The organism is Mesorhizobium sp. M2A.F.Ca.ET.043.02.1.1 (assembly GCF_003952405.1).
Classification (GTDB): Bacteria; Pseudomonadota; Alphaproteobacteria; order Rhizobiales; family Rhizobiaceae; genus Mesorhizobium.
Genome location: NZ_CP034445.1, coordinates 4963229 through 4980717, shown reverse-complemented (window position 1 = coordinate 4980717; position 17489 = coordinate 4963229). Strand labels below are relative to the sequence as shown.

Genomic DNA, 17489 nt, shown 5'->3' with positions numbered 1-17489 from the left:
TGGCGCGTTGGTCGATGGCAGCGGCTGGAGGGGCGTTTATGAGCGCTTGGTCGCCAAGGGCTTGAAAGTCACGGTCGTTCAGGAACCGAACACTTCGCTGGCGGATGACGTTCAGGCGGTTCACCGCGCTATCGAGCAGCAAAATGGGCCGGTCGTCCTCGTCGGCCACAGCTATGGTGGTCAGATCATCACCGAAGCCGGCGTCGACCCGAAGATTTCGGCACTTGTCTATGTCGCGGCCATCGTCCCGGATGTTGGCGAGGGCGTAGGCGATCTGTTTGAGAAGTGGCCGAGTCCGACCGCGGACGCGTTCAAGGCGACTTCTGACGGCTTCCTGCTGTTCGACCCCGCGAAGTTCCGGGCGGGATTCGCCGCTGACCTGTCCAAAGCCGAGACGGATTTCATGACCGACTCGCAGGTGCCGGTTTCGGCGAAGATCCTCGGAACCAAGACGCAGCACGCGGCCTGGAAGACCAAGCCGAGCTACGGCATCGTGGCCGGGCTGGACATGGCTATCAGCGCCGAGGCGGAGCGGTCTATGTACAAGCGGGCAAGTGCGAAGGTCACCGAGGTGCCCGGTGCCAGCCATGCGGTTTATATCTCGCATCCGGGCGAAGTCGCCGATGTCATCGCCGAAGCGGCGAGCAAATGAAGCCGACGCCCTGATGTTCAGGCTCAGGGCTGCGGAAGTTTCGTGACCCATGCCCCGAAGCCACCCCTGTGGCTTCGGCATCGCGACCGTCCAACGCATCGGCGCGGGTCTCCCGATGCTTGAAGCTGTCCGCGGGGAGCTGAACAAAGCTGTCTCGGCGGGCCTCGGGGAGAAGGACTGGTCGTCATGGCCGACATGACGGCTCGCGGCGACGGCAGCGTGTGAAAACAACTCGGAGAAGAAGTAATGAAAACTTGGCTCATCACAGGCTGCTCAAGCGGCTTCGGCCAGCGGCTCGCGCTCGCCGCAGCACAGCGTGGCGACCGGGTCATTGCGACGGCCCGCAATGTCAAGACGATCGAGGAAATGGCCGAGCCTTTCGGCGGCCGCATGATCACCTTGCCGCTCGACGTGACGGATGCGGCGGCAGCCAAGGCAGCGGTCGCAAAGGCGGTCGAGACCTTTGGCGGGTTTGACGTGCTTGTGAACAATGCCGGCTACGCGCTGTTCGGCGCGATCGAGGAAGGCACGCCCGAGGAATATCGGCCGATGTTCGAGGTAAACGTCTTCGGTCTGATCGAAACCACCAGAGCCGCCTTGCCCGTCCTACGACGTTCGGGCGGAACGATCGTCAATATGTCGTCCGGCGCGGGCATCGAGGGTCGTGGCGGTGGAGGCTATTACCATGCCGCCAAGTTCGCCCTGGAAGGGATTTCCGAAGCGCTCGCCGGCGAGCTGATGCCGTTCGGCATTCGCGTGCTGATCGTCGAGCCTGGGCCGTTTCGCACCGATTTCCTTGGCCGTTCGATCACGATGGCGGCCAACGAGATGCCGGAATACGCCGCGAGCTCGCGCAGGCACTATCGCGAAACCAACAACGGCAATCAGGCCGGCGATCCCGAGAAGGCGATCGCGGTCATCTTGCAGGCAGTCGATGCCGATAATGCCCCGCTTCATCTGCCGCTCGGCCCGATCGCGCATTCGATCGCCGAGCGAAAGCTGGCTTCCTTTCGCAGCGATATCGACGCCTGGCGCGACATCACGATCGCCACCGATTTCGGCCAGCCCTAAGCGCTGGCCGCGAGCTCTGTTTGAACGTCAACATCGATTGGAAAGCGATCATGATCGCAACTTTGGAAGAGTTTACCCAGCAGATGGTGCCGGTGAATGGCATCAAGATCAACGCCGTCACGGGGGGCTCAGGCCCGCCGATCCTTCTGCTTCACGGTTGGCCGGAGACATGGTGGGAATGGCACCATGTGATGCCGCTGCTCGCCGAGCATTTCAGCGTGGTGGCCATGGATCTGCGCGGCGCGGGTTTTTCCGACTGCCCGCTTGACGGCTATGACAAGGCCACGATGGCGCGCGACGCGCACGAGGTCATGGTTGCCCTTGGGCATGAACGCTACGTCGTGTGCGGCCATGACATTGGCGGAATGGTGTCGTTGCCGCAGGCCGCCATCTATCGGGAGGCTGTTACCCACCTGGCCGTCCTGGATGTTCCGCTTCCCGGCTGGACCGGATGGGAGACGACAACCGCCAGGCTCTGGCACTTCAGCTTCCATATGAACCGGGATCTGCCCGAGCGCCTGATCCATGGCCGTGAATATGACTATGTTTCGACCTTCATGGCAGAGCGGTTCTACGATCACAGCACCTTCGATCCGGCGGACATCGCGATCTACGCGAAAGCAATGGCTCTTCCTGGCCGCACGCGCGGCGGCATGGAATGGTATCGCAGCCTCGCTGCCGACCACCGGCCGCGCTCGAGTACAAGAAGCAGCCGCTCGAGATACCGGTGCTTGGCTTGGGTGGGGACCAGCGCTTCGGTGCGCAGATGGTCCCCATGCTCAAGGAGTTCGCCACCAATGTGACGGGCGGCTCGATCGCCCGGTGCAGCCACTATGTCGCGGACGAGCGGCCGGACGAAGTCGCCGCCGCTCTGATCGATTTCCTCAAGACCAATTGAAACTAGGCGCCCGCGCCGTCGTGGGCCGGGCGGATCGCCTAAATAAGAATGGAGACTGTCATGACCGCACCCGTCATTCGCGGCGTCAATCATATCGGCATCACGGTGCCCGACATCGAAGCAGCTAAATCGTTCCTGGTGGAAGCTTTCGGCGGCCAGGTGATCTACCAGTCCTTCGGACCGCAGGACCCGCCGCGACAGGGACCCGAATTCGAGCGGGCCGTCGGCGCGTTCCCCGGAACGGTCGTGCGTGCGCAGGCGATGGTCAAGATCGGAACCGGACCCGATATCGAACTCTTCGAAATGCACGGTCCCGAGCAAGCCCAGCCGATCCGGGCGAGCGACTTCGGCATTACGCACTTCGGTGTCTACACCATCGAGAAGGCGGGAGGCACACCCCTCACCGCGCCGCGCGCTATTCCCTATGCAACCGAAAAAGGTCCTGGAAACAAGGTCTGCTACTGCCGCATGCCGTGGGGAACGACGATGGAATTCATCACCACGCCGGATCGCATGGCCTATCATGACCAGACGGATCTTCGCAGGTGGCAGGACGAGAACTGAGCAGGATGGTTCTCCAGCGACGCGGCGCCGGCCGATATGCCCGGATGGGCAAAATCACTCCCACTCGATGGTGCCTGGCGGCTTCGAGGTCACGTCGTAGACGACGCGGTTGATGCCCTTGACCTCATTGATGATGCGGGTGGCGGCGGCGCCGAGGAAGTTCATGTCGTAGTGGTAGAAGTCGGCCGTCATGCCGTCGACCGAGGTCACGGCGCGCAGCGCGCAGACGAATTCATAGGTGCGGCCGTCGCCCATGACGCCGACTGTCTGCACCGGCAGCAGCACGGCGAAGGCCTGCCAGATGGCGTCGTAGAGGCCGGCCTTGCGGATCTCGTCGAGATAGATGGCGTCGGCCTCGCGCAGGATCTCCAGCTTCTCGCGGGTGATGCCGCCCGGGCAGCGTATGGCAAGGCCGGGGCCTGGGAAGGGATGGCGGCCGATGAAGCTTTCGGGCAGGCCGAGCTCCTTGCCCAGCGCCCTCACCTCGTCCTTGAACAGTTCGCGCAGCGGCTCGACCAGCTTCATGTTCATGCGCTCGGGCAGGCCGCCGACATTGTGGTGCGACTTGATCGTCACCGACGGGCCGCCCGAGAAGGAAACGCTCTCGATGACATCGGGATAGAGCGTGCCCTGCGCCAGGAAATCGGCGCCGCCGAGCTTCTTCGCCTCTTCCTCGAATACCTCGATGAACAGGCGGCCGATGGTCTTGCGCTTCTTCTCCGGATCGGCCTCGCCTTCCAGCGCCGAGATGAAACGGTCTGACGCATCGACCAGGATCAGCGGCAGGTTGTAGTGCTGGCGGAACATCTCCACTACGCTTTGCGCCTCATCCTTGCGCATCAGGCCGTGGTCGACGAGGATGCAGGTCAGTTGATCGCCGACCGCCTCGTGGATCAGAAGTGCGGCAACCGAGGAGTCTACGCCGCCCGAAAGCGCGCAGATCACCTTGCCCTTGCCGACCTGCTTGCGGATCGTTTCGACCGCGTGCTCGCGATAGGCGCGCATCGTCCAGTCGCCCTCGATGCCGGCGATGTTGTGGACGAAGTTTCTCAAGAGCCTCGCGCCGTCCGGCGTGTGCACCACTTCCGGATGGAACATGATGCCGTACATCATGCGCTCGATATCGCCGAAGATGGCGAAGGGCGAGCTTTCCGACTTGCCGAGCACCTTGAAGCCCGGCGGCAATTCGATGACCCGGTCGCCATGGCTCATCCACACCTGGTGGCGCTGGCCGGGCGCCCAGAGGCCCTCGAACAGCGGGCTCTCCTTCTCGATCTCGACGAAGGCGCGGCCGAATTCGCGGTGGTTGGAGCTTTCGGCGACGCCGCCCATCTGCACGCAGAGCGCCATCTGGCCGTAACAGATGCCGAGCACCGGCACGCCGGCGTCGAAGACGATCTGCGGCGCGCGCGGGCTGCCGATGTCGGTGGTCGAGGCCGGACCGCCCGACAGGATCACCGCTTTGGGATTGATGCGCTTGAAGGCCGCTTCGGCCGATTGGAACGGCACGATCTCGGAAAAGACGCCGGCCTCGCGGATGCGGCGGGCGATGAGCTGCGTGAACTGGCTGCCGAAATCGATGATCAGGACAGTGTTGGGCAGAACGGTGTCGGGATGATTGGCTGTCGTCATGGCGAGCCTTTAGAGAAAGAAACGAGTCGGCGCAATGGGCTCAGCGCTGCGGCCTTCCGTCCTTTTGCGCCTATGCCAGCCGGATCGCGCCGGATTCGATCGCCTGCTCAAGTAGCCCAATGGCCGCGGCGAGCTTCTCGTCGATGACGTGCAGATACTCCGTCCAGTCGTTGACGTGCCTGAGATCGGCCGCGCCGTCGGAAATGCCGCGCAGCCCAATCAGCGGCACGCCGAAGAGCTGGCAGGCGCGCAGGCAGGCGAAGGTCTCCATGTCGACCATGTCGGCATCGATGGCGTCATAAGCGGCGCCGGAGATGATCGCGCCGCCGGTAGAGAGCGAGGCTGTCTTGATGCCCGGGACGACGAAAGGCAGCGGCACCGTCACCGGCAGGTCGAGGAAAGGCGTCGCCCCCTTCTCGAAGCCAAGCGGCGAAGCGTCCATGTCGCGATAGCTCACCGACACGGCCTGGTAGATTTCGGTCTGTTCCAGCTCGCGGCTGCCGGCCGAGCCCAGCGAGACGATCAGGTCCGGGAGCGCTCCTTCGGCCTTCAACGCCGCGAGTTCGGCGCTCAGCCGCACAGCAGCCTCGACCGGACCGACACCAGTCATCAGCGGCGTGAACAGGTTTTTCAGGTGCGGGCCGTATTCGGCCTCCACCGCCATCACGAAGAGAACGGATTTTTCCGACAGGCGCGACATTTCGACGGTCATGGCGGCTCCACCCCTGTTTGTTACCACTACGAAAAGGAAAGCGGCAACGCCGTCTGCCGGCCCTTTGCTATGGCTCCGGGCGTTCGTCGCTCGAAAGCCCATTTGGGGGCTTTTCGTCCGCTGCGCGGACCGCTCCTCACCCCTCGATCCCGTCGCGGCCCACCACTGTCATCATCGTGCCGGTCATCGTGGCAATCAGCTTGGCCTCGCCGTCGGCGGCAAAAGCGTAGGCCTGCCCGTCGGCGACGATGATGGTGCGGCCGGGCTTCGTCACGGAGCCGCGGAACAGGAAGCGCTCGCCCCTGCCCGGCGCCAAAAGGTTCACCTTGAACTCGATGGTCAGCACGCCGGAATTTTCGGGCATCAGCGAAAAGGCCGCGTAGCCGCAGGCCGAGTCCAGCGCGGTGGAAATGACGCCGGCATGCAGGAAACCGTGCTGCTGGGTGAGCGAGGCGGAATACGGCATCTCGATTTCGATGATGCCGGGCGTCACCAGCGTCAGCTCGGCGCCGATGGTGGCCATGGCTTTCTGCCGGGCAAAGGACGTCCTGACGCGTTCCTCGAAGTCGGGAGCGGGTACGATCTTGGCTGCCATGGTCTCCGCCTCACGTTTTGCTGGCGAAGCTTATTGCAGAGGCAGGCAACACAGGCAATCTTTTATGTTGCAGCGCAGCAAAATCGCGCGGCTCTCAGGCCCCCCTGCGCAAGGCGTGGAAATAAAACCCGTCGGTGCCACTCAGCGCCGGCGACAGCGAGATACCACCGTTGCCGGCAATGCGCGCGGCGCCTTCATGGCCGGGGAAGCGGCCGTCCCAGAGCTGGCGATGATCGACCGGCGCAAAGCCTGCATGGCGTTCGCGGAACGCCGCGACCTGCTCGCCGTTTTCGGCGTCGAACACCGAGCAGGTGATGTAGACCAGCAGACCGCCCGGCCTGACGAAGGCCTGGGCCGTGTCGAGGATCGCCTGCTGCTCTGCCTTGCGGGCATCAAGCTGCCGCTCGGTCAGTCGCCATTTGGCGTCCGGGCGGCGACGCCAGGTGCCGCTGCCGGTGCAGGGCGCGTCGATCAGCACGAGGTCCATATGACCTGAAAGAGGCGCAAGCTCCGCCGGCTTGCTGACGACCTGGATGTTGCGGTTGTGCGAACGGCGGATGCGCTCGAAGATCGGCGCCAGCCGCACCTTCTCAGCGTCATGGGCGAAGAGCTGGCCTTTGTTGTCCATCTCGGCCGACAGTGCCAGCGTCTTGCCGCCGGCGCCGGCGCAATAATCTAGCACCTGCATGCCGGGCTCGGCGCCCGCGAGCGCCGCGGCGAGCTGCGAGCCCTCGTCCTGCACTTCGAACCAGCCTTTCTGGAAAGCGGGCTCGGCCTGCACGTTCGGATGTCTGCCGTCGCCATCGATGGGCGGGATACGGATGCCGTGCGGCGCGATCGCCGCGGGTGCCGCGCCGGTGCCCTGCAGCTCGGCCAGCACCTTGGCCCGATCGGCCTGGAGCGTGTTGGTCCTGAGGTCCAGCGGCGGACGCCGGGCGAGCGCAGCGCCTTCCTCGACCCAGGCGTCGCCATAGGCTTGCTCGAGCAAAGGCGCGCACCAGTCCGGGACATCCGCTCGCACGGCATCGGGCGCATCGGCAAGCCTGCGCTCGGCGGCTGCCTTCAATTCGGCGGCGCTGAGCAGCGGCGGCGCGAACTTGTCACCGTTCAGCGCTTCGTTGAGCGACTGCGCCGTTTGCCCCCACTCCAAGAGAAGCGCGCCGAAGCCGATGGCGCGCGGCGTGTCCTCGTCGAACAGCCAGCCGGCCGAGCGTTTGCGGCGCAGCGCGTCATAGACGATGTTGCCGATCGCGGCGCGATCGCCGCCGCCGGCGAAGCGATGCGACAGGCCCCAGTCGCGCAAAGCGTCGGCCACCGGCCGGTGGCGCCGGCCGATGTCTTCGAGAACCTCTATGGCCGCCGCCAGCCTTCCGCCCAATCGCATCCCGTTTTCCGTAGCTCCTGCAAATCGGTTCCAGCCGCTCTTAAAGCCTTTCAGGCCAGGATTGAAACAATTCTATTCGGCTTGCCGGTGAAACAGGGTTTCAGCGCGACGCAATTTCCCCAAACGGTTTTTCGATCGCAAGCGGCGCTACGGAAAAAACAAGAACAATCAACCAGAATATGAAAGATCTCTAATGTACTTACCTGACATACACAAGCAAGCCTGCCGGCTTAATCTCTCAGCTTCCCAAGTGTTTCCGGCAGGAATACTCTTCCGCCAGTGATTCGCGACGCGGGAAACGTGGTTTCGACGGATCCAATGAGGAGAGGGCAATGAAGACTTATCTGGCAGAAGTTCTCGGCACGTTTTTGTTGGTGTTCATCGGCACGGCTTCCGTGGTCACGGGCGGTTTCGGCGGCGCGCTGCCGCTCGGACAGGAAGGCATCGGCCTGGCGTTCGGCATCGGCCTGATCGCCGCGGCCTATGCGATTGGCCCGATCTCGGGCGCGCATCTCAATCCGGCGGTGACGCTCGGCGTGTTCCTGGCAGGGCGGATGCCGGCCAAGGACGTCGTTCCCTACTGGATCGCGCAGATCATCGGCGCCATCATCGCCTCGCTGGCGCTGGGGATCATCGTTTCCGGCCAGGCCGGCGGCCACACCGGCGGCTTCGGCGCCAATGGCTGGGACGAGGCGAAATGGGGCATGAGCTCGGCCTTGCTGTGGGAGCTGATCGGCACCTTCACCTTCGTCACGGTGATCCTCGGCGTCACCAACGCCAAGCACACCACCGCCTTTGCCGGCTTGGTGATCGGCCTGACGCTGGCCGGGCTGCATTTCGCCATCATCCCGGTTACCGGCACGTCGCTCAACCCGGCGCGCTCGATCGGCCCGGCGCTGTTTTCGGGGGGTGCCGCGCTCAGCCAGCTCTGGCTGTTCATCGTCGCGCCGCTGATCGGCGGAGCGATTGCCGGTATCGTCGCCAAGGCCGGCATCTTCGAAAAAGACTGACAGCTCCGGAGAAACGCAAAAAAAGGCGCGGGCATGACCCGCGCCTTTTTTGATTGAGAGGTACGACCTTACTTCGCGATGTCGAAGCGGTCGGCGTTCATCACCTTCGTCCAGGCCTTGACGAAGTCCTTGACGAATCTCGCCTTGGCGTCACTTGAACCATAGACCTCGGAGAGCGCGCGCAGCTGCGCGTGCGAGCCGAAGATGAGGTCGGCGCGGGTGCCGGTCCACTTCACTTCTCTGGTCTTGCGGTCACGCGCTTCATAGACTTCATCGGAACCCGGCTCGGAGCCGGCCGCCGGATCCCAGACGGTCGCCATCGAGAGCAGGTTGACGAAGAAGTCGTTGGTGAGCTGGCCCGGCCTGTCGGTGAAGACACCATGCTTCGAACCGCCGGCATTGGCGCCGAGCACGCGCAGGCCGCCGACCAGCACGGTCAGTTCCGGCGCCGTCAGCGTCAGCAACTGGGCGCGGTCGACCAGCATCGCCTCGACCGACATCGGCAGCCTGCCGCGGGCATAGTTGCGGAAGCCGTCGACCTTCGGCTCGAGCGGCGCGAAGGAGTGGACGTCTGTCTGCTCCTGCGACGCGTCCATGCGGCCCGGCGTGAACGGCACCTTCACCTCGGTGCCGCCGTCCTTCGCCGCCTTTTCAACCGCGGCGGCGCCGCCAAGCACGATGAGATCGGCAATCGAGACCTTCTTCTCGCCGGTTTGGGCCGCGTTGAACTCCTTCTGGATGGCTTCCAGCTTGCCCAGCACCTTGGCCAACTGCGCCGGCTCGTTGACTTCCCAGTCCTTCTGCGGGCTCAAGCGGATGCGGCCGCCATTGGCGCCGCCGCGCTTGTCCGAGCCGCGGAAGGTCGAGGCCGAGGCCCAGGCGGTCGAGACCAGCTCGGAGACCGACAGGCCGGAAGCCAGGATCTTGGCCTTGAGCGAAGCGATGTCGGCCTCGCTCACCAGCTCGTGGTCGATGGCGGGGATCGGATCCTGCCAGATCAGCTCTTCCTTCGGCACGAGCGGGCCGAGATAACGCACGACCGGACCCATGTCGCGGTGGGTGAGCTTGAACCAGGCGCGGGCGAAGGCGTCGGCGAACTGGTCCGGGTTCTGGTGGAACCGGCGCGAGATATTCTCATAGGCCGGGTCGAAACGCAGCGCGAGGTCGGTGGTGAGCATGGCCGGCGCGTGGCGCTTGGAGGGATTGTGCGCGTCCGGAACCGTGCCGGCGCCGGCGCCGCCCTTCGGCGTCCACTGATGGGCGCCGGCCGGGCTCTTCGTCAGCTCCCATTCATAGTTGAAGAGGTTGTCGAAGAAGTTGTTGCTCCACTTGGTCGGCGTCGTCGTCCAGGTGACCTCGAGACCCGAGGTGATGGCGTCGCCGGCGATGCCGGAGGCATATTTGCTCGACCAGCCGAGGCCCTGTGCCTCGATGCCGGCGCCTTCCGGCTCGGCGCCCACCAGCGAGGCATCGCCCGCGCCATGGGTCTTGCCGAAGGTGTGGCCTCCGGCGATCAGCGCCACGGTTTCTTCGTCGTTCATCGCCATGCGGCCGAAGGTCTCGCGGATGTCGCGAGCCGCCGCGACCGGATCCGGCTTTCCGTTCGGGCCCTCCGGGTTGACGTAGATCAGGCCCATCTGCACGGCGCCGAGATGGCCGCGAAGCTCACGATCGCCCGAATAGCGCTCGTCGCCGAGCCACTTCGCTTCGGAGCCCCAGTCCACATCCTGCTCCGGGTCCCAGACATCGGCGCGGCCGCCGGCGAAGCCGAAGGTCTTGAAGCCCATCGATTCCAGCGCGACGTTGCCGGTGAGGATCAGAAGGTCGGCCCAGGAGATCTTACTGCCGTATTTCTGCTTGACCGGCCACAGCAGCCGGCGCGCCTTGTCGAGGTTGGCGTTGTCCGGCCAGCTGTTCAGCGGCGCGAAACGCTGCTGACCAGCACCGGCGCCGCCGCGGCCGTCACCGATGCGATAGGTGCCGGCGCTGTGCCAGGCCATGCGGATGAAGAGCGGCCCGTAATGGCCGAAGTCGGCCGGCCACCAATCCTGCGAATCCGTCATGACCTTGTGCAGGTCTGCGATCACCGCGTCGAGGTCGAGGCTCGCGAACTCCTTGGCGTAGTCGAAGTCTTCGTCCATCGGATCCGACAGGTTCGACTGCTGATGGAGAACGGAAAGGTCGAGCTGGTTCGGCCACCAGTCGCGGTTGGTCCGTGCGGATCCATGCGCCACCGGGCATTTGCCAGCGCTGTTGTCGTCGGTTTTCGCGTCCATCTTGGTCTCCCGATTCTGCCGAGGTTTTGCCGTGGTTGAATTTTGCCGAGGTTGATTTTCCCGGAATTTCCCGGGGGCAGCCATTGGCCGCGTCACCCTGGAATGATTCCAGACTAGGCCGGCCGGCCGATAAAGACAAATTGCCTTTCCTGTTTCATTTGATAGGATTTTCTTATGATTGGCCTCACCGTCCGGCAGATGCAATATTTCGACGCGCTGGCGCAGACGCTGCATTTCGGCCGCGCCGCGAAGCTTGCCGGCGTCAGCCAGCCGGCGCTTTCCGCGCAGATCGCCGAGATGGAAGAGCGGCTGAACTGCCTGTTGTTCGAGCGCGGCGGCAAGACCGTGCGCATGACCGACGAGGCGCTTGCCCTGCAGCCGCGAATCGAGCGCATTCTGGCCGACATACGTGACGTCGAGACGACTGCCCGGCGCGGCCGCCCGACCATGGAAGGACGCTTCCGTCTGGGCATCATCCCGACCGTCGCGCCTTATCTGTTGCCGCATGTGCTGCCGGAGCTGAAAAGGCACTACCCTTCCCTCCAGCTCGAGCTGCGCGAGGCGGTGACCGCATCGCTGGTCGAGGAAGCGACGTCAGGCCGGCTCGACGCCTTCATCGCGGCCTTGCCGCTCGATCAGCCGGCGATCGTGACCGAAAAGCTTTTTCCCGACCGCTTCTTCCTCGCCGTGCCCGCCGGCGATCCGGCCTTTGCCTCACCGCCGGTGCCGCCCGAAAGCCCGGCGCTGGAGCGGCTGATGCTCTTGGAGGAAGGCCACTGCCTGCGCGAGCAGGCTTTGGCCGTCTGCGGCAATGTGCGGCCGGTGGCGATGGCAAGCTACGGCGCGACCAGTCTCACCACGCTGTTGCAGATGGTGGCGCATGGGCTCGGCGTCACGCTGGTGCCGGAAATGGCGGCAAGTGCCGCCGGCGTCATGCCCGACTTGCGGATCGTGCCGTTCCAGGAGCCGATGCCGCAGCGCATGATCTGCATGGCCTGGCGGAAGAACAAGGTGCGGCAGGACGAGTGCGTGGAACTGGCGCGGATCATACGCGGGCTGGATCGGGCGGTGCTGGCGGCGTGAGCGCCTTTCAAGACGGCGCTAACCCTGCGCCCGATGCTCGGCTCGCGACACCCTTCACGGCACGAAGATCAGAAACACATAGGTGAAAAACACCACGACATGGACCATCCCGGTCAGGAACGTCGTTCTTTCGGTGCTGAAGCTTACGCTGCATATGAAAAGCGCCAGTACCAGAAGCACGGCATCGGAGGCCGGGAGCCCCAGGGTCAGTCCCCTGCCCGTCAGCAGGCTGGCGGCCGCGACCGCCGGTATCGTCAAACCGATCGTGGCGCAGGCCGAGCCCATCGCGACGTTGAGGCTGCGCTGCAGCTCGTTCCTGAACGAGGCGCGGATCGCTGAGATGGCCTCCGGCATCAAAACCAGCGCCGCGATCAATGCCCCCACGATGCTGTCGGCCTGGGTCACCCGGTAGGCGGCGAGCGCATCCTCCACGCTTGCGGCGACCTGCTCGGCGAGCAGGACAATGCCGATGAGCCCGCACATCAGCAGCAGGGCGCTGACGGAAACGCTGTCGTGGGAGGCGGTTCGCGTCGGCGCGTCGTGGGCCTGCCCCTGGACGAAGTCCTCGCGGTGCCGGACAGTCTGGGCGAACACGAAGCTTGCATAGAGCAGCACCGAAAGGACGCTCACGAAACCAAGCTGGGCCGCCGAAAATGTGCCGGGGTCCGTGGTTCGGGTGTAGGTCGGAAGAATAAGCGTCATCACGGTCAGCGCGATCAGAACCGACAGGTAGGCGCTGGTCCCTTGCCGGACGATCGCCTGCTTGCGATAGCGCCAGCCGCCAAGCGTGAGGCAAATGCCGACAACGCCGGTGGAGGTGATCATCACCGTCGAGAAAACGGACTCGCGCGCCAGCGTCGGGTTGTTTTCTCCATGCAGCATCATGGAGACGATGATCGACACTTCGATCGCCGTCACCGCAAAGGTCAGCACCAATGTTCCGTACGGCTCCCCTACGCGCCGGGCGAGCGCCTCGGCATGGTCGAGCACGACGAAAATGGTGACGAACATGATGGCGCTCGACAGCGCTCCGACGAGGATCCTGACGTTTAGCGACCCTTCGTCAACCGAAACGCCGCTGGCCCTGACCGCGAGAGCCATCGCCAGCGCGGCCAGCGGCATCGTGTAGGACGTTACCGACCGGGCGTAACTCGTCATCCACCCCCCCTTGGTCTACGCCATGCGTTTTTGCGACCTTAGCGGAAAAGCGCGTGGGGAGCACGTCCCGGGCACTTTGCAGCATTCAAAATAGGATTGGGGACCAGGCACCATTTTGGGCGTCGCGTGTCTCGATGGCCCTGCGGACCGCCCCACAGAATTTTTCCAGAAGGTCCGGCTCGTTGCCCAGCCGGCGGCGCAGCGAGAAGGGGACTTCCAGCTGTGCGCCTTTTCCCGTCAATCCGCGATTGACGATGTTCGAATCCTGGATGCCCGGAAACGGGTGGTTGTCCGTTTGCGTCTGGAAGCCGGCCTCCTGCAGGCGCCAGGCTATCTCCGAAACCAATGCGGCGTCCTTGCCGCCCAGATAGACCGTCGCGAGATCGTCCCGGTCCTGGCGGCCGTGGATGGCGACGACGGTAGACTTGGTCCGCAACAGCTCCAGCGCGGTTGCCTCGTCGAAGTTCCTGGACGTTATGTGCAGTTCCCGGTTGCTTTCCGGCATCAGCCCTTCAAAGCAATACATGTCGAGATCGCCGCCAGCTATCATCTCGGTGATCAGGGAGGTGCGGGGTTCGATCTTGCCGCCATGCGGGGCCATGACGAGCGCACCGCCGGTTCGCGCGCCACGCCGGACGACGATGCGATAATCCACGTTTTCGATTTTGGCGGCCCTCAGCGCCGCGAAATTGGGAAACTCGTTGTCCATGAATGCCGTTTCACGCCGTCTTCTGCGCCACCAGCCCGAGTTCCTCCACCATCGCCTCGCGCATCAGGAATTTCTGCGGCTTGCCGGTCACCGTCATCGGCAATTCGGTGCGGAAACGGATGTGGCGCGGCACCTTGTAATGCGCGATCTGGCCGGCGCAGAAGGCCTTGATTTCCTCGGCAGTGGCGATCTGGCCGGGCTTCAGCACGATCCAGGCGCAGAGTTCCTCGCCATATTTGTCGTCCGGAATGCCGAAGACCTGCACTTCCTTGACCTTTGGATGGCGGTAGAGGAACTCCTCGACCTCGCGCGGATAGACGTTCTCGCCGCCGCGGATGACCATGTCCTTTACCCGGCCGACGATGTTGCAATAGCCCTCGGCATCTATCGTGGCGAGGTCGCCGGTGTGCATCCAACCCTCGGCGTCGATCGCCTCGCGGGTCTTGTCAGCGTCGTCCCAATAGCCCTTCATCACCGAATAGCCGCGCGTGCAAAGCTCGCCAGGCTCCCCGACCGCGACGGTCGCGCCATCCGCGCCGATCGCTTTCACCTCGACATGCGGGTGGATGCGGCCGACGGTGGAGACGCGCTTTTCAAGCGGGTCGTCGACGCTGCTCTGGAAGGAGACCGGGCTGGTCTCGGTCATGCCATAGGCGATGGTCACCTGGCTCATATGCATGAGCGACACCACCTTCTTCATCACCTCGATCGGGCATGGCGAGCCGGCCATGATGCCGGTGCGCAGGCTGGAGAGGTCGAAGCCGGCGAAATCGGCATGGTCGAGCATGGCGACGAACATGGTCGGCACGCCGTAGAGCCCGGTGCAATGCTCCTGCGCGACCGCTTTCAGCGTCGCGCCGGCGTCAAACCCTTCGCCAGGGAAGACCATGGTCGCGCCCTTCGACACGCAGCCCATCGTGCCCATCGACATGCCGAAGCAATGGTAGAGCGGCACGGGGATGCAGAGCCGGTCATCGACGGTGAGTTTTATGGCCGAGGTGACGAAATTGCCGTTGTTGACGATGTTCGCGTGGGTCAGCGTCGCCCCCTTCGGCGCGCCGGTCGTGCCGCTGGTGAACTGGATGTTGATGGCATCTGCGGGCTTCAGGCTCTCCGAGATGCGGTCGAGACTGTCGTGCTCGTCGCGGCCGGCCATGGCCAGCACATCGCCGAAATTGAACATGCCGGGCGAATTGTCGTCACCCATGCGGATGACGATCTTCAACGCCGGCAGCTTTTTCGCCTTGAGCTTGCCGGGCTCCGCCTTGGCGATCTCCGGCGCGAGCGTCTCGATCATGCCGAGGTAATCGGATGTCTTGAACTGGGCCGCCGTGACCAGCGCCTTGCAGCCGACCTTGTTGAGCGCATATTCCAGCTCGGTCAGCCGATAGGCCGGGTTGATGTTGACCAGGATCAGGCCGATGCGAGCGGTGGCGAACTGCGTCACCAGCCATTCCCAGCGGTTCGGCGACCAGATGCCGACGCGGTCGCCCTTTTCCAGGCCGAGCGCCAGGAAACCGGCGGCCAGGGCGTCGACCGCATCCGACAGCTCGCTCCAGGTGAAGCGCTTGTCCTGACCGACGAAGACGGCGGCGTCGAGCGTGGCGTATTTGCTCACCGTATCGGAGAACAGCTCCGGAATGGTCTTGTCGAGCAAAGGCACCAAGCGATCGCCCGAGACATGCGCCTTGCCGCCGGCCGGGGCAATAAAGGTGCCGCTCGCGCGATGCCCGCGCAAATTGGTGGCGTTCATAAGCTCGTCGAGTTTGATCGCCATCGCCGTCTCCTCCCGAGATGATTGAGCCTATCAGCCTGCAAAGGCGGTGGAAACCCGCCGAAGGTAGGGAGGGCTAAGCGACCAAGGCGCCCATTTTGGCTGCGATTGCCCGCAACCGTGCCTCATCCGCCGCGTCGCGCTGCTTCCTCGACGCGACCAGACAGGCCTGCGACTTGAGGATGGTGCCGTCGCCCAGCACCTTGAGGTGGTTGGCGCGCAGCGTCGAGCCGGTGGTGGTGATGTCGACGATGACGTCCGCCAGGCCGGCGGCCGGCGCGCCTTCGGTGGCGCCGAGGCTTTCGACGATGCGGTAGACCTGGATGCCGTGCTTGAGCGAAAAGAACTGCTGCGTCAGCCGCCAATATTTGGTGGCGATCCTGAGCCGCCGGCCGTGGCGCTGGCGGAAATCGGCGGCGACATCGTCAAGATCGGCCATGGTGTCGACATCGAGCCAGATGTCGGGCACGGCCACCACGACGTCGGCATTGCCGAAGCCGAGGCGCGCGACGATCTCGGCGCGCGCTTCCCAGTCGGCGAGATTCTCGCGCAAAAGATCCTCGCCGGTGATGCCGAGATCGACCGACCCTTGCCCGATCTCGCCGGCGATCTCGGACGCGGACAGGAAGGCCACCTCGACATTGTCGAGGCCGTCGATACGCGCGCGGTATTTGCGGTCGTCCTCGGGCAAGGTAACGGCCAGCCCTGCCTTGGCCAGCACTTCGAGCGACTGTTCCTTGAGTCGGCCTTTCGACGGGATCGCCAGCGTGATCATTTGGCATTCTCCCGCAAGGCTTCGATCCGGTCGAGCCAGACCGAAAAACCGACGCCGGGAATCGGCTTCTTGGCGCCAAGCAGCGTCAGCAGCCGGTCGTAGCGGCCGCCGCCGACAAGCGGGCGATCGCCTCCCTGGACAGCGATCTCGAAGACGAGGCCGGTGTAATAGTCGAGCGGGCGGCCGAAAGCGGCATCGTAGCGGATCTGCGCCGAGGACAGCCCATGCGCCTCGATCGCCTTGGCGCGGGCGGAGAAATTCTCCAGCGCCGGCCCCAGCGACAGGCCGGCATCAGCGGCGAATTTTTCCAGCGCCGCGGTCGCGCCGCTGAGCGCGACGTCGATCTCGAGAAAACCCTTCAACGCCGAGAAGGCGTCATCGGAGAGCCGCACGCTGCGCAACTGTGCTTTCTCGATCAGCCGGCGCGCAATGTCGGCCGGCGAGCGGCCGCCGGAAGCCGACAGCCCGGCCTGCTCCATGCCTTCGGCAATGTGCGCGGCGAGGCCTTCCTGATCGCCGTCGAGCACCAGCAAGGCGACGGGACCGGAGAGCTGGCTGTTGCGCGGCGGGTTGGCGAGATCGGCAAGGGCCGCTTCCAACATCGGCGCCGAACCGAAGGCGCGGGCCAGCCGCATGCGCCAGCCGCGCGGCAGGCCGAGCGCGGCCAGCACCGCCTCGAACAGGGTCTGGTCGCCAAGCGTGATGGCGAGGGGCCGTCCCGGCAGCACCAGCGACAGCAGCGCATGCGCCTCGGCCAGCGAACGGGCATCGGCGGCGGCGATGTCAGTGTCGCCGAGATCCTCGATGCCGGCCTGGAAGAACTCGTTGCCACCCTCACGGCGCTGGCGGAACACCTCGCCCAGGTAAGAATAGCGGCGCGGCGTGCCGGCCTGGCTGGCGATGTGGTCGAGGCAGACCGGAATGGTGAATTCGGGCCGCAGGCACAGCGTCTTGCCGGTCTCGCTCTCGGTCAGGAAGATGCGCCGGCGCAGGTCTTCGCCCGCCATATCGAGGAACGGATCGGCCGGCTGCAGCACGGCGACTTCGACCGCGTGCGTATCGCGGGCGGCGAAGAGTTTCGCGATGTCGGCAGCGATGGCGGGGCGGGAGGTCATGGATAAGTTGGGCGCGAGGCCCCCCTCTCTGTCCTGCCGGACATCTCCCCCTCAAGGGGGGAGATTGGCAGCTCGGACGCC

The 17489-nt window shown here is 64.6% G+C and carries 15 protein-coding genes and 1 pseudogene; 6 read left to right on the top strand and 10 right to left on the bottom strand.

Translation table 11 applies throughout. The features are described from left to right. The first annotated feature begins 46 nt into the window (after positions 1-46). The 4 genes and pseudogenes from EJ068_RS23615 to EJ068_RS23600 all read left to right on the top strand — a co-directional run bounded on the left by EJ068_RS23615 (position 47) and on the right by EJ068_RS23600 (position 3185). On the top strand, positions 47-652 hold the full coding sequence (locus EJ068_RS23615; protein ID WP_245463208.1) for an alpha/beta hydrolase: 606 nt from the start codon (positions 47-49) through the stop codon (positions 650-652). A gap of 246 nt (positions 653-898) precedes the next feature. Further along, positions 899-1723: an oxidoreductase gene (locus tag EJ068_RS23610; RefSeq protein WP_127249336.1), complete on the top strand. Its 825-nt coding sequence runs from the start codon at positions 899-901 to the stop codon at positions 1721-1723. Between the two features lie 50 nt (positions 1724-1773). After that, positions 1774-2621: pseudogene (locus tag EJ068_RS23605) on the top strand (alpha/beta hydrolase). Positions 2622-2681: 60 nt separating this feature from the next. Continuing rightward, the gene (locus EJ068_RS23600) at positions 2682-3185 is read left to right on the top strand and encodes a VOC family protein (RefSeq protein WP_129554897.1); all 504 of its coding nucleotides are present in this window, start codon (positions 2682-2684) and stop codon (positions 3183-3185) included. 54 nt (positions 3186-3239) lie between these two features. Here the strand turns inward: EJ068_RS23600 and guaA are convergent, their stop codons facing one another. The 4 genes from guaA to EJ068_RS23580 all read right to left on the bottom strand — a co-directional run bounded on the left by guaA (position 3240) and on the right by EJ068_RS23580 (position 7508). Continuing rightward, positions 3240-4817: a glutamine-hydrolyzing GMP synthase gene (guaA, locus tag EJ068_RS23595; RefSeq protein WP_127250060.1), complete on the bottom strand. Its 1578-nt coding sequence runs from the start codon at positions 4815-4817 to the stop codon at positions 3240-3242. 70 nt (positions 4818-4887) lie between these two features. After that, entirely contained in the window at positions 4888-5529 is a 642-nt protein-coding gene (locus EJ068_RS23590) for a 5'-methylthioadenosine/S-adenosylhomocysteine nucleosidase (RefSeq protein WP_127250061.1), read from the bottom strand. A gap of 136 nt (positions 5530-5665) precedes the next feature. Continuing rightward, positions 5666-6124 (bottom strand): PaaI family thioesterase, encoded by a 459-nt coding sequence (locus EJ068_RS23585; protein ID WP_040997552.1) that lies wholly within the window; start codon positions 6122-6124, stop codon positions 5666-5668. 94 nt (positions 6125-6218) lie between these two features. Then, positions 6219-7508: an RsmB/NOP family class I SAM-dependent RNA methyltransferase gene (locus EJ068_RS23580; RefSeq protein WP_127250062.1), complete on the bottom strand. Its 1290-nt coding sequence runs from the start codon at positions 7506-7508 to the stop codon at positions 6219-6221. Positions 7509-7840: 332 nt separating this feature from the next. On the opposite strand from EJ068_RS23580, the gene EJ068_RS23575 reads away from it, so the two are divergent. Further along, a complete protein-coding gene (locus EJ068_RS23575; RefSeq protein ID WP_127250063.1) occupies positions 7841-8518 on the top strand; it encodes an MIP family channel protein in 678 nt (225 codons plus the stop codon). 68 nt (positions 8519-8586) lie between these two features. Here EJ068_RS23575 and katG read toward each other — a convergent pair whose 3' ends face one another. Further along, positions 8587-10794 (bottom strand): catalase/peroxidase HPI, encoded by a 2208-nt coding sequence (katG, locus tag EJ068_RS23570; RefSeq protein ID WP_127250064.1) that lies wholly within the window; start codon positions 10792-10794, stop codon positions 8587-8589. 174 nt (positions 10795-10968) lie between these two features. Here katG and EJ068_RS23565 point away from each other — a divergent pair, with 174 nt between their 5' ends. Then, a complete protein-coding gene (locus EJ068_RS23565; protein ID WP_127250065.1) occupies positions 10969-11877 on the top strand; it encodes a hydrogen peroxide-inducible genes activator in 909 nt (302 codons plus the stop codon). A 54-nt stretch (positions 11878-11931) separates the two neighbouring features. Here EJ068_RS23565 and EJ068_RS23560 read toward each other — a convergent pair whose 3' ends face one another. The 5 genes from EJ068_RS23560 to EJ068_RS23540 form a co-directional block, all read right to left on the bottom strand. Beyond that, positions 11932-13035 carry a calcium:proton antiporter gene (locus EJ068_RS23560; protein ID WP_127250066.1) on the bottom strand — a complete coding sequence of 368 codons (1104 nt, stop codon included), beginning with the start codon at positions 13033-13035 and terminating at the stop codon, positions 11932-11934. Between the two features lie 85 nt (positions 13036-13120). Continuing rightward, positions 13121-13744, bottom strand: a complete 624-nt coding sequence (locus EJ068_RS23555; RefSeq protein ID WP_127250067.1) for a poly-gamma-glutamate hydrolase family protein — start codon at positions 13742-13744, stop codon at positions 13121-13123. Between the two features lie 10 nt (positions 13745-13754). Further along, positions 13755-15521 carry an AMP-binding protein gene (locus tag EJ068_RS23550; RefSeq protein WP_126078870.1) on the bottom strand — a complete coding sequence of 589 codons (1767 nt, stop codon included), beginning with the start codon at positions 15519-15521 and terminating at the stop codon, positions 13755-13757. 73 nt (positions 15522-15594) lie between these two features. Beyond that, positions 15595-16293, bottom strand: coding sequence for an ATP phosphoribosyltransferase (hisG, locus tag EJ068_RS23545; protein WP_126078871.1), 699 nt, complete (start codon positions 16291-16293; stop codon positions 15595-15597). Continuing rightward, a complete protein-coding gene (locus EJ068_RS23540) occupies positions 16290-17408 on the bottom strand; it encodes an ATP phosphoribosyltransferase regulatory subunit (protein WP_127250068.1) in 1119 nt (372 codons plus the stop codon). Before EJ068_RS23540 ends, hisG begins: the two co-directional genes overlap by 4 nt. Between the last annotated feature and the right edge of the window lie 81 nt (positions 17409-17489).